At 64.1% G+C, this 12,534-nt stretch carries 14 protein-coding genes; all 14 read right to left on the reverse strand.

Annotation, left to right across the window (positions count from 1 at the left end):
• Window positions 1-12 precede the first annotated feature (12 nt).
• The 14 genes from QN245_RS01565 to QN245_RS01630 all read right to left on the reverse strand — a co-directional run bounded on the left by QN245_RS01565 (window position 13) and on the right by QN245_RS01630 (window position 12,126).
• Window positions 13-621, reverse strand: coding sequence for a hypothetical protein (locus QN245_RS01565; protein WP_317844376.1), 609 nt, complete (start codon window positions 619-621; stop codon window positions 13-15).
• Window positions 621-1,295, reverse strand: a complete 675-nt coding sequence (locus tag QN245_RS01570; protein WP_160964512.1) for a TadE family protein — start codon at window positions 1,293-1,295, stop codon at window positions 621-623. Before QN245_RS01570 ends, QN245_RS01565 begins: the two co-directional genes overlap by 1 nt.
• Window positions 1,292-1,678 (reverse strand): DUF192 domain-containing protein, encoded by a 387-nt coding sequence (locus QN245_RS01575; RefSeq protein ID WP_160964511.1) that lies wholly within the window; start codon window positions 1,676-1,678, stop codon window positions 1,292-1,294. Before QN245_RS01575 ends, QN245_RS01570 begins: the two co-directional genes overlap by 4 nt.
• Window positions 1,675-2,565 carry a type II secretion system F family protein gene (locus QN245_RS01580; protein WP_317844377.1) on the reverse strand — a complete coding sequence of 297 codons (891 nt, stop codon included), beginning with the start codon at window positions 2,563-2,565 and terminating at the stop codon, window positions 1,675-1,677. Before QN245_RS01580 ends, QN245_RS01575 begins: the two co-directional genes overlap by 4 nt.
• Window positions 2,562-3,410, reverse strand: coding sequence for a type II secretion system F family protein (locus tag QN245_RS01585; protein WP_160964507.1), 849 nt, complete (start codon window positions 3,408-3,410; stop codon window positions 2,562-2,564). Before QN245_RS01585 ends, QN245_RS01580 begins: the two co-directional genes overlap by 4 nt.
• Complete coding sequence (locus tag QN245_RS01590) at window positions 3,410-5,137, reverse strand: TadA family conjugal transfer-associated ATPase (RefSeq protein ID WP_184449925.1); 1,728 nt, start codon at window positions 5,135-5,137, stop codon at window positions 3,410-3,412. Before QN245_RS01590 ends, QN245_RS01585 begins: the two co-directional genes overlap by 1 nt.
• Window positions 5,138-5,167: 30 nt before the next feature.
• Window positions 5,168-6,550 (reverse strand): type II and III secretion system protein family protein, encoded by a 1,383-nt coding sequence (locus QN245_RS01595; protein ID WP_160964506.1) that lies wholly within the window; start codon window positions 6,548-6,550, stop codon window positions 5,168-5,170.
• 233 nt (window positions 6,551-6,783) lie between these two features.
• Window positions 6,784-7,617, reverse strand: coding sequence for a Flp pilus assembly protein CpaB (gene cpaB / locus QN245_RS01600; protein WP_160964505.1), 834 nt, complete (start codon window positions 7,615-7,617; stop codon window positions 6,784-6,786).
• Window positions 7,618-7,655: 38 nt separating this feature from the next.
• Window positions 7,656-7,850 (reverse strand): hypothetical protein, encoded by a 195-nt coding sequence (locus tag QN245_RS01605; protein ID WP_160964504.1) that lies wholly within the window; start codon window positions 7,848-7,850, stop codon window positions 7,656-7,658.
• Window positions 7,847-8,539: a hypothetical protein gene (locus QN245_RS01610; protein WP_317844378.1), complete on the reverse strand. Its 693-nt coding sequence runs from the start codon at window positions 8,537-8,539 to the stop codon at window positions 7,847-7,849. Before QN245_RS01610 ends, QN245_RS01605 begins: the two co-directional genes overlap by 4 nt.
• A complete protein-coding gene (locus QN245_RS01615; protein WP_317844379.1) occupies window positions 8,536-9,363 on the reverse strand; it encodes a TadE family protein in 828 nt (275 codons plus the stop codon). The genes QN245_RS01610 and QN245_RS01615 overlap by 4 nt, the downstream gene beginning before the upstream one ends.
• A gap of 11 nt (window positions 9,364-9,374) precedes the next feature.
• Window positions 9,375-10,127: a hypothetical protein gene (locus QN245_RS01620; protein ID WP_255421796.1), complete on the reverse strand. Its 753-nt coding sequence runs from the start codon at window positions 10,125-10,127 to the stop codon at window positions 9,375-9,377.
• A gap of 41 nt (window positions 10,128-10,168) precedes the next feature.
• Window positions 10,169-11,677, reverse strand: a complete 1,509-nt coding sequence (locus tag QN245_RS01625) for a pilus assembly protein TadG-related protein (RefSeq protein WP_317844380.1) — start codon at window positions 11,675-11,677, stop codon at window positions 10,169-10,171.
• A 173-nt stretch (window positions 11,678-11,850) separates the two neighbouring features.
• Entirely contained in the window at window positions 11,851-12,126 is a 276-nt protein-coding gene (locus tag QN245_RS01630; RefSeq protein ID WP_160964502.1) for a pilus assembly protein, read from the reverse strand.
• Between the last annotated feature and the right edge of the window lie 408 nt (window positions 12,127-12,534).

Below are 12,534 nucleotides of genomic sequence, written 5' to 3' on the forward strand. Positions count from 1 at the left end.
GCATAGGCGCGATCAGTGCGTCGGGTCGGGTGGCTGGAACAGCGCGTCCGGTTGCGGGCCATAGTCGACGCGTTGGATGTCCCAGTGCTTTTGCTGTTCCATTCCGGTCTTGCCGCGATAGGCGAGCACCAGGCCGGTCTCACGGTCCAGCCACATCGTGCCTTGCCGGGTTCTGCCTGGTCCGTCCGGATTGGCCAGGCGGTACCGCCATTGCACCGCGTCGCGGCCCGCACGCAGGCCGCTGTCGCCACGCTGGCAGTCGGCGAACATCCCAAGTCCCGCGCAGGGTTGCTCCGGATCGAAGCGTAGCGGCCAGCGCATGCCGGGAACGGGCATCGCGCCGCCCTGCTGGCCGACGATCCAGCCGGTGGGCGCACCCTTTGCCAGGATCAGCGCATACGACCGACCGCTGGCATCCTGGAACTGGATGCGCAACGCGTCGTCGCGAAAGAACACCGTCGCCGGCTGCGCCGCGCCGCGCGGCTGGATCCGGCTCAGGCCGCCAAGTTCGTTGGTGCTGACCTGCGCCACGCCGGAGAACGCGGCGTCCTCGGCGCACGCCGAGCCGGCAATGATCTGGCACAGCAGTGCAACGCACGCCAGCAGCGCGAGACGGGACATCACTTGTCCAGGTTGCCCTGTTTGGCGATGGGTGACTGCATGCGCACGATGGCGTAGCTTTCGATCGGCAGGCGCCGGGTGAACGTTTGAAGGGGAGAGGACTCGAATGTGCCCGGCTTCAGATACTGGGAATTTCCACCCAAGACCCAATCGACGAAAGGAACTACCAACGGTGCGTCGTAGACCACCTTGATCTTGAGGATGTTGGCGTCCTGGACATTTACCCCACTGCTGCCGATCGCGGTGCTGCGGTAGGCCAGCGTGTCGTTGGGCAACGCATAGCTGCCGTCGTACTGGCGCTCCTTGAAGTTGTTCCATGCGGCGCGGGTTGGATTGATGACGGTGATGTGACCGTGCATCTTCAGCGTCAGATCGAGCTGGGCTGCCCGACGTGCGGTTTCCACGCCCATTAGGCTTTTGTCAGTGGCGTACAGCGGCATCATGCCCTTCTCGAAAGCGGCACGCATTTCTCCTCGATCCACCCCGCTCACCGCGCCCGCGCGCGCTGCCATAAGCGCAGCATAGTCGAGCGTGGACTTCATGCGGTACAGCAGCACCGCCTGGATGACGGCGAGCAGTAGGAACAGCAGCACCGGCGTGATGATCACCAGTTCCACCATGGATTGGCCGCGCATCGACGTGCGACTGCGGAGGGTGCGGACGCGTGCATTCATGACCGGACTCCCGGAGAGGAAGGCGCCGGCGCGGTGGCGCGCCAGTGCCAGTGTTCGCCGCGTTGCGGTTGCAGGCGGTCCAGCGCACCGCCATGGAACTCAATGGTGGCCGCGGCGCGCCGGCATAGTGCCGTGCGATACGGTCTGACGTTCTCGCGCCACTCCAGCACGGCATCGTCGTGGCCCAGGAACACCAGATCCAGCGGGTAGGCCATGCCGATGGTATGCACGCTGGCGCAGGGGCGGATCAGCAAGGCCTCCGATCCGTCCGTGGCCAGCGCCGGGCGCGCCAGCAGCCCGCGCGCGCGCGACCACCAGGTATCCGCGGCCCACACCTGCGGGATTGGGGCGCCGGCGCTGCGCTCGATGCACCCGCGTTTCACAGGATCCCCTCCTGCAGCATCTTCAAGTAGATGAAATAGCCCAGGAACAGGAAGATCAGCGGGAAGAAGAACATCACCAGCGGCAGCATCATCTTCACCGGCGCTTCCAGCGCCAGCTTCTCGGCGCGCAGGAAGCGTTCCTCGCGGCGCTGGTTGGCCTGCGCGCGCAAGGTGTCGCTGAGGTTGGCGCCGACCTTGTCGGCCTGGATCAGCGCGCTGGTGAAGCTGGTGATCTGCGCGATGTCCATGCGCTCGGCCATGCGCCGCAGCGCTTCGGCGCGCGGCAGGCCCGCGCGCAGATCGCGCAGCATGCGCGAGAACTCCTGCGACAGCGCGCCTGAGGGTCCCTTCGCGACGGCCTGTTCGATGCCGCCGGTGACGTTCAGGCCGGCCTCGACCGCCATGGTGATGAAGTCCAGGTAGATCGGCAGATCGCGCACCACGGTCTTCTGCCGCGCCTTGCGGCGCTCGCCCAGCCACAGGGCGGGATACAGCCAGCCGAGCACGCCGCCGAACAGCAGGCACATCAGGCCCGAGCCGATGCCGAGGTGTCCGAGCATGCCGGTGCACAGCAGGAAGAAGACAACGACAACCAACGCGCTGGCCATGCGCAGGCCATAGAACTCTTCGGGCGTCAGCGTGTAGTCCTGGCCGGCCGCCTGCAGCTGCCGGTGGGTCTGCTCCAGTTGCGCCACGCTCAGGCGCGGCGCAATGCGCCGGGTAAGGACGGTCACCAGCGGCCACATCAACTGCATCAGCCGCGGCAACGGATCGTAGTAGGTGCGGTCTTCCAGCTCGACTTCGCGGATCACCCCGCGCGTGCCGATCACCACCAGCGTGACGGCGCCGGCGGCCAGAAGCCCGACGAGGGCGAGCATCCAGGTCATACGTCGATCGTCATGATTTTCTTGCAGAGGCGGTAGCCCAGGTATTCCATGACCAGGCAGATGGTGATCACCACCCAGCCGTGCCAGCTGTGGAACATCGGCTGCATGGTTTCGCTGTACATCAGGCTGAGATAGCCGATCAGGAACACCGGCAGCATCGCCATGACGATGCCCTGCAGGCGGCCCTGGGCGGTCAGTGCCTTCACCTTCTTCTCCATGGTCAGGCGCCGGCGCAGCGTCTCGGCCAGGGTCGCCAGGGTTTCCGCCAGATTGCCGCCCACCTCGCGCGAGATATTGACCGCCGAGACGAACAGCTCGGCATCGGTGATGGGCACGCGCTTGCTGAAGTTCTCCATCGCCTCTTCGGCGCGAAGCCCCATGTGTTGTTCGCGCAGCACCAGCGCCAATTCCTGCGCCAGCGGCGGTTGCCCGTCGTGGACCAATACCTCCATCGCCGGCGCAAACCCGACGCCGGCACGCAGGCTGCTGGACAGCATCTGCAATGCGTCGGGGAGCTGCTCCTGGATCTGCTCGAGCCGGCGCTTGCGCAGGAACGCGTAGATCTTGCGTGGCGCAAAGAGCAGGAAGATGCCGATCAGTACCGCGATGATTAGGCTGCCGGTCAGCATCCACACCAGCAGCGGGACGATCACCATCACCACCGCGCTGATCATGTAGACCTGGGCGGGATCCAGGAACAGGAACATGTCCGCCAGGTTCATGCGCGCCTGGTCCATGAAGCTTTCGCGGTAGCGCTTCAGAAACTGCTCGCTGGAGCGCGCGATCAGCAGGAATGCCGTCACGGTCCCGGCGAACACCAGCAGGGCGATCAGCCACAGGGCCATCAGCGCGCGCTTCCCTGGTTGCGGAAGATGCCTAGGTCCACCGACACGCCGCGCTCGGCGAGTTCCTCGTAGAACTCGGGCACTGCACCGGTCGCGACGAAGTTGCCGGCGACCTTGCCATCGGGGCCGTGATAGGTGGTGGGCTTGAACAGGAACAGGTCCTGCATCTGGATGGTGCCGCTTTCGATGCCGGTGATTTCGGTGATATGGCTGACCTTGCGCGAACCGCAGGGATAGCGGCGCTGGTGCACGATCAGGTTCACCGCCGACGCGATCTGTTCGCGCACCACTACCATCGGCAGCTCCATGCCGGCCATCATCACCATCACCTCCAGGCGCGACAGCGTCTCGCGCGGGTTGTTGGCGTGCGCGGTGGTCAGCGAGCCTTCGTGGCCGGTATTCATCGCCTGCAGCATGTCCAGACACTCGCCGCCACGGCACTCACCGACCACGATGCGATCCGGGCGCATACGCAGCGCGTTCTTGACCAGATCGCGGATGGTGATCTGGCCTTTGCCCTCCATGTTGGGCGGGCGTGCCTCCAGTGCCACCAGGTTCGGCTGCACCAGCTTGAGTTCGGCCGCGTCCTCGATGGTGACCACGCGGTCGCCATCGGGGATGAAGTTCGACAGGATGTTCAGCAGCGTGGTCTTGCCCGAGCCGGTACCGCCGGACACGACGATGTTGCGGCGCTCGCGCACCGCCATGATCAGGAACTCCAGCATCGCCTCGTTCAGCGATCCGAACTTCAGCAAGTCCTCGCCCAACAGCCGGCGAGTGGCGAACTTACGGATGCTGATACTGGGGCCGCGTAGGGCGACCGGCGGAATCACCGCGTTGACGCGCGAGCCGTCCTTCAGGCGCGCGTCGACCAGCGGAGAGCTTTCGTCGATGCGCCGTCCCAGTGGAGTGACGATGCGCTCGATCGCGGCCAGGCAGGCGCGTTCGTTGGAGAACACCACTTCGGATTTCTGGATGCGCCCGGCACGCTCGATGAAGATGTCGTCATGGGAGTTGACCATGATTTCGGTGACGGTCGGATCGTCGATCAGGTCTTCCAGCGGCCCCAGCCCGATCGCCTCGTCCAGGACCTGCTTGGCCAGCCGGCGCGGGCTGATGTCCGCTGGCAGGTCGCTGAACTCGCGTTTGATGATGTCGTCGATCAGGTTGATGGTGCTGTCGCGCAGCGCGCTGTCGTCCATGCTGCGCACATCCATGCGGCGCAGATCCATCTGCCGCACCAGCGCCATGTGCAACTTGGTGCGCCAGGTGGCGATATCCGATGGTGGCGGCCCGGCCACCACCATCTCCGTCGCGACGGGCGCAGACGGCTGGCGATCAGGTGCCGCGTCGGTTGCGGGTGCTGCCGACGCCGGCTCGGTCTTGACGGCCGCGCTGTCGTTGGCGGCCGGCGTCTGCCTGACGATGCGTGCGTCGTCGCCGCTGACCTTCAGCATGTACTGGCCGATGCGGATCTCGTCCTTGCCGTCGATCGGCCCCTGCTTTGCCAGCACCACCTTGCCGTTGAGCGTGATCGGCTCGCGCCCGCCCAGCGGCAGGATGAACACGCCGTCGTCCTCGCGCAGCAGGGTGGCGTGCTTGCCGGCGATGTTCCAGCCCTGCAGCATCACCAGGTTGGCGTCGGCGCGGCCGATGCCGCACTCGCGGTGCATGCATTTGACCTGGCGCGTGTCGCCTCCCGGCGTATTGATCAGCACTGTGAACATGGCGGTGAACCTTGCGCTCCGTGGGGTGGGTTACTTGATCAACTTGTCTTGCCGCGGGCTGATCTCGTCCTGCAATTCCTTCTCGATCCCCTGGGCACGCTGCAGATCCTGCAGGTTCTCCGGGGAAGTCGGGCTGACGATGCGCGGGGTCACGAAAATGACCAGTTCGGTCTTGTTGCCGCGGAAGCCATCGGAGCGGAACAGCTTGCCCAGGATCGGGATGTCGCCCAGCAGCGGCAGTTTGTCCACGGCCTTGGAGGCCTCCCGATCGAGCAGGCCGGAAATGACGATGGTCTGGCCGGCATTGACGTTCAGCTCGGTCTCCACGCGCCGGGTCAGGAAGCCGGGAACGCCCTGCACCGACACCGATGGATCGATCCGGCTGACTTCGGCCATGATCGAGGTATTCACCTGATTGGACGAGTTGACCGTCGGGTTGATGTTCAGGCGGATGCCGTATTCCTTGTACTCGATCTGGGTCTGGCCGAGGATCGACGGCACCACGATCGGCACTTCGCCGCCGACCAGGAAGGTGGCGTTGCTGCCGCTCTTGGCGCTCAGCTTGGGCTGCGCGAGCACCCAGGCCTTGCCGCGGCTCATCAGCAGGTTGATCTTCGAGGCGATGGTGGTGGCGATGCCGAAGTAGCCCTGCGGTCCGGACAGCCTGGTCGGCAACCGATCCTTGATGTCCTGGAAGGTCTGGTTCTCCTGCGGCAGCACGCGGAAGTAATCGTTTTTGGTGACGTCGCGGATCAGACCGCCGATCGGGCCGTCGATGGTGCTGTCCCAGCGGATGCCCAGATCCTCCACGGCGTTCTTGTTGAACTCCATGATCGACACGTCCATCTGCACCATCGGCCGCATGCCCACCGGGTCGGCGCCGGCGAAGTTCAGCACCTGCGGATAGATCTTCTGCAGCGCCTGGATCTTTGCCGTGGTGGCGGCGTCGATGTCGTTGCCCGAGATCACCACGTTGGAGCCGATGGCCCGCACGGTGATGCCCGGCGTATTGCCCAGCAGTTCGCGCACGGTCTCGGCCGCGCCTTCGGACTTGCTTCCCCCCACCGTCACGCTGACGTCGCGCTGGCTGCCATCGGCCATCCACAGGTGCACGTTGGTCTCGCCGGGCTTGGTACCGATCATGACCACTTCGGACTTGCCGACCGAGAAGACACTCAGGACCTCGCCGTCGCCGACCGCGATGCGCCGCAGTGCCCCGGGGACTCGCCGAACCACGGCCTCGCCGGCATAGATGCTTTGCGACGACTGGATCAACGGGGCGACCGACGGCTTCTTGTCACCGGCCAGGGCGACGCCGCCGCCACCGCCCGACGAGGCGCCGCTGCTGCCCAGTTCCTGGATCTGCGATTCCACCGATTGCTTGAACTGGTCGACCTGGCGCCCTTGCGCCATCAGGCGCGCCTGCTCGGCCGAGGGTGTATCCGCTGCCTGACCAGCCGCCGGTGCGGCCTGCGTTGCAGGCCGTGCCACCGCTGCAGCCTGCGCGGAAGGCCGTGCCGCCGGTGCAGCGCTCGCGGCCTGTTGTGCCGATGCATTCCATCCCCCGATGCCCGCCAGCAACACGCCGGCCAACCATGGCGCCGATGCTCCGGCCTTGCTCCTGCGACGTGTTGCCTGCGTCATGCTTAACCCTTTCCGCCAATGATGAACTCAACGCGGCTGCTTCCGCTGCCTATGTCTGCCGAATCGCCGGAACCCAGCGACCGCAACAACTGACTCTCGCTCATGCCCGTTGCTGCGCCTGGCGAGGTGTCTTTGATCTCGCGCAGCAGCACGCGCACCGCCCCTACCTTCGAGGCGACGGCCAACTGCTTGGCCTGGTACTGGTCCAGCTCCAGGGTCACGCTGGAAAAGCCGGTGGACGTATTGGCTTCCTCGCCGTCCTTCGGCGTCGGCGCCTCGCCGATGCGGCTGCCGGCGGCCAGCACCTTGACCTTCTGCAGCAGTGGGAACACCTGCGCGCCCGCGCCCTGGCCACCATTGCCGCCGGTGGTGGCGTCCTTGACGAAGAAGATGTCGATCAGGTCGCCTGGCGCGATCATGCCCGAGATCGAATTGTTCTCGTCGACACTCATCGTGTAGGCGACCTTGCCCTTGGGAATCAGCCGCGAGAACTGGTCGTACAGCGGAACCAGGGCGCTGGCGCTCAAGGGCGCACCACCGCGTGCTGGTGCACGCAGCATCCTGCCTTCGAACTGGGTGTGATTGTCGGGCGTGACCGCATCGGCGGGCGCGAACTCGGCCGGGATCGTGCGCAGGGCCAGATCGCCACCTTGCAGGATGGCGCCCTGCGGCAAATCGTTCACTGGCACCGCGACGTCGACCATCGGTCGGTTGTCCTGAGTCCGTTCCGCGACCGTGGTGCGGATGTAGCTGACCGCGATGAAGGCCGCAAGGCCGGCCATGACCACGGCGATCAGGATGAAAAGAACGTTCTTGCTGAGTTTGGGTTTCTGCATTGAAGAAGTGCCGTCGGCGGGTTTGTCTCGAAAAGGATTCAGCCCGTCAGCACGTCGGAGACCGAAATGGCATAGACGAACGCGGCATAGAGTTCTTTCAGGGTGGTCACCACTTCAGTGATCACGTCGGGCTTGGCGATCAGCACGATCACCAGCGCCATGACCACCACGGTGTATTCGATCGTGGACTGGCCGCGCTGCAGGCGCCGGCCGGGCAGGGCAAGCGCGTTCATTCGACCACCGCCACGATCACGGTGCCGGTCTGTCCCCGGCTCGAGGTCACGGTGACGCGATCGTCCTGCCGGGTGAAACGGGAGACGCAGTGCGGGCTGCTCGCAGTGCAGGTCGACGAGGAGCCGTCGCGGGAATAGCCCTGACCGGCGAAGTACCGCGCGTAGTACTGCTGGTTCTGCAGCGGCGTGTAGCGGTTGAGCATGCTCAGTGTCCTGACATGACGCGGGGTGTCCATGTAGACGATGTCCTCGGCGACCTGTGTGTCGGGTAGCCGGCCGAAGCCTTTGCCGACGCCGTCGGCGGGGAGGTTTCTCTTCGGAATTTCCATCACGCCGATCTGGCCCTGCGTACGGTTGGCATCGCCACTCAGTTCCACCGTGATGTAGTAGCCGCTCTTGGTCATGTGGCCGAGTACGGTCTTGCTGCCGGCCGGCGTCGCCACGACCAGATCGCCCCATGCCTTGCGATAGAACTGCTCGACCTGCTGCGGCGACTGGGCGACGCGGAATCGGCTGGCGCGCATCGCGATACCGTTGTAGAGCATGTGGTCGGACACGACCTCGCCGGAGGCTTCGTCCGGGACCGGGACGTCCGGCCAGTCCACCGCACGCGCCGGCTGCGCCGCCACCGCAGATAGCAGCGCGCCCAGCCCGCTGGCGAGCATGCGATGGGAGCGGCGCGTGTTCATGGCTTGCCCGGCTTGACCGGATAGTTGGTCAGCTTGTCCGAGGGCACGACATCCGGCTCGATGGTGCCCAGCTCCAGATCGCCGAGGGAGCCGACCATCGGCAGGATCGGCTTCAACGGCTTGACCATGTCGAAGATGCGATCGAGGCCGCTGAAGTAGGACACTGGCGCCAGCGGACGCACCGCGCTGACCACGCTCCGCGGTCCACTGCGTGGCCCGGACGCGTTCCAGGCATCGGTCAGCAGGGTCTGGTGGCGCTTGTCGACCAGATTGAGATTGTCCAGCGGTTCCAGAAAACGCGCAGGTCGCCCGTCCGTCGTCTTCAGATCGCGATAGTTCAGTGTCACCTCAGCGGTGACATAGCCGTTGCGATTGGGCGGAAACGCGCCGTCGGCGAAATTCCGCGGCACGAGCCCGGCCGCGTTGTCGACATAGCCGGGCGAACCGCTGTTGGCGGTTCGCGTGATCGACAGGTCGCTCTTCTCCAGCAACTTCCGGTTGGAGAAGGTGTTGAGCATCTGGTCGGCGAACGCACCGCTGCCGTTGCCGGACGCACGGCTGGTGATCGGCGTATCGGCGTCGGCAAAGTTGCGGTCCAGCGCGCGTTGCTGCAACTGGGCGCGACTGGGCGGTTGATAGTTGTTGGCCACGCTGGCTTCCCAGGCAGCATTGCGCGCGGCTTGCATCGCCATTTGCTTGCTGTGTCCCAGTTTGGCGACGACGGGAATCAGCAGGAACAGCGGAACCAGCACGGCGGCACACACCGCCAGCTCCACCATCCCCTGTCCGTGCATCCTGCGCGGTGAAAAGAACGTCGTCTTCATCCTGCGTCCTCCTAGTTCTCTTCCTTCCCGCCCGCCACGTTGGAAGGAATCAGGCCGCTGCCGAGGCTGAACGACTTGACCTGCAGCAAGCAGCCGTTGCCGCCCTGCAGCGGTTTTGCATCCAGTGGAATGGACTGCAGATAGTTGCCTGCGCCGTCAACCGTACAGCCGGCAACGTCCGCGGGAGAGTCGGAAAAGCCCCATTTGGTGCCGCCAGACCACATGCAAACTTCCTGCTTGCCGTTTTGCCAGCGCGTGCACGGCTGGCCCTTGATCTGGCTCTCGCCCGCCAACTTCCAGCCGATTGACTGAACGTTCTGACGCTCCTGGGTTCGGGCGTCGCTATCCAGCGCGGTGTACATGCCGCTCGTGTCTTCGACAGCGCTCTTGTCCGTGTGTTGCTCGAGCTTGATCATGCAGGTGGCTTGCGCGCTGTCGCCATCGACGCCAAGCGTCCAACTGACCTGATGTGCGAACTGGCGATGGGCGTCGATCATGATCTCGACCTCGCCGGTTCCCAGCTTCGCCTCTTCTTCTGCGGAGAGCGCACGCATCGGCATGCCGGAACCGCGGCAGGCATCCAGCTTTGCCTGGTAGTTCTTGCGCTCCCAGTTTTCGCCTCCCATACGCGATTCCCATGTCAGGACCACGTGGAGTGCAGGGAGTGACTTGACGCCACTTTCGGAGGACGAAGATTCTTCGCCGCTATTGCCTTCTGTCGCGTCGTGCGATTGGCACCCGGCGGTGAACGCCAGAGATGCCATGCACACAAGTGCCAAGGGGCGAAGTCGATTGGTTGATACCATCATGGAGCAAGCACCAGGAATCTGCGGTCAGAATCGGGAGTCTTCACCAGGCGCGCCTGCCAGTACGGGCTGAACAGGCTGCCTTTTTCGAACTTTCCGTCGCCTCTGCCCCACACCGAGCGCCGGAAGGCGCTAAGTTCATAGGGCCGGTTGAAGTAGACCTGGGCGCTCGCCATCGCACGCAGTTGCTCGCCGTGCGCCTCGTCCTTGAGTTGCATGCGCCCGCTGCCGATCTTCAGCGCGGAACTGGTACGCGCCTTTGCGATCTGAGTGCCCACTTCGACGGTATAGATTGGCCCTGCGTTGGCGCCCTCAGGACTTTGCGAATAGGTGTCCTTGACGTCGTGATACCGGGGGCTGACGCCATAGCGATAGCCACTGAGGAATGCCTTGTCGCGCTTGAATTCCGGAGAGACAGCGGGGTCGCCCTCGATGAACCTACCGGCGATATCGCTACTTCGGGTGCCGTTGTAGGCCTGGTAGCGGCGGCCGTCATAGGGCGATTTCCAACCCTGCCCATTGTTCATGCCGGCGAAGAAATTGGGTTTGCGCCCGCTCACCGCCTGGGTACCGCCCCAGCCGATCGGAAACTTGAAGGTCTTCAAGAACAGGGGCAGACGGAACTGAAAGGCGTCCACACCCGACCAGCGGTCGTACTCGACCATGTCGGTGCCGCCGTTGTTGTTGAATACGCCGAATGCAGTGCCGTCGCGTGCGCGCGTGAACGTGTCGCGAGACGCCATCACGACATTGCGATAACGCTCGCCACCCTGATTGACGCTTCTCAGGCCTGCGCCACGACCAGGATCATAGGATTGAAGTTGGTTGCCGGCCAAGCGAACGTTGTTTGCAAGTACGAACTTGCCGCCTGTCGTCAGATCGGCATCTGGCACGTTGTCCTTGACCACTTTGCTTGCCATGGTGAAGACGTTGGCTTCTGACGCAAACGTGCTTACAGCTGCCTCGGCGGCCAGCGAGTAGGGATGGTCGAGTGCCTGGTCCAGCCAGGTGGTGGTGACATTCGCGGCCTGCAGAAAGAGGATTCGGAACGCCTTGATGGCTCTATTGAGCACGGTCATCGCGCGATCGATGGCGATCAGCGCTTCGCCCAGGCCAGGCACCCAGAACAGCAGCACTTCTGCGAACTTGTTGAATTTTTCGAAGTGGACCGTGGTGGAGTGGACCATGGTCAGCCAGGAGTTGAGGCTGACGATCTGCGCGATCGCCACTTCGTTGGCGACGCGTCCGCGATTCAGATAGGCAGCGAAATTGCGCGCGCGTGCCTGTTCGACGGCGATGCTGTACGCAGCGGCATCGGCGGCATTGGTGAGTTCGACCTTCTTACCGACCACCTGGCCGGTGTTGAATGTCACCAACAGCCCCACGCACAGCACCATCAGGAATACCAGCACCATGGGCATGGCCTGCCCTCGCATCCTGGAGCGGACGCGGAGCGGCCCCGGCGCGACCATCGTGGTCGAGGGATTGGCGGCGGCGATGGTCACCATACGGCTTCCTTCGGGCAATACCACGCCGAGGGCACGACGCACGCGTCGGACCCGGCTGGTTCCATTGGATTTGGGGTGTGCTAGCTGAGCGCAGAAGCCCGCATAGGGCTGCTGCCGACAAGATCAACGGCAGGCCACCATCTGCCCGCGCCGGGCAGATGGTGGCAAGGGCCTTACTTGTTGCCGTTGTACTTGTCCATGCCCTTGTCGTTCTGGGCCTGCTGCTGCGCCTTGCCTGCATTGGTGCCAGCGCGGCCGATCATGCCGCTGGCATCCTTGCCCGACAGTTCCTGCGCCATACCGGCGACCTGGCTGCGGACGGTGCCGCCGAAGAACGTGAACACGCCGATCGCCGCGATCGCGATCAGGGCCACGATGATGATGTACTCGGTCATGCCCTGGCCCTGCTGCTTGCGGCCGAAGCGGATGGGCTTGCGTTGGATCTTCATCTGATTCCTCTCCTTGGCTCGATCGCCCAATTACCGGCAACACACAAACGTGCCAGCGGCAACGTGTGGCGACATGGGTTCATTAAGTGAAGTCGTTCACGGAGACGAAGCTGGTCTCCGGCCCGCGCTTTACGTCCAGTAAAGAGATGGTGTGTAGCGGACGTGTGCACTGTAGCGTCGGCTTATTGCCGTTACAAGAAAAGTTGCGTTAATAAATTGGCGATAAATTTGATGTGAATCACACTATAGAGTCAAACTTTGGACGCGTGCGATCCCGTATGGAATATACAATTGTGAATTCGGTGCAGTCGCGCCGTGCGCACCGTCAGATTTGGCTGTGATGCGTGGCGGATATGTCGGCATGTTGCACGGGATGCCGTCCGCGAATGGCGCTCCGTCCGCGATCCC

The organism is Xanthomonas rydalmerensis (genome assembly GCF_033170385.1).
Taxonomy (GTDB): domain Bacteria; phylum Pseudomonadota; class Gammaproteobacteria; order Xanthomonadales; family Xanthomonadaceae; genus Xanthomonas_A; species Xanthomonas_A rydalmerensis.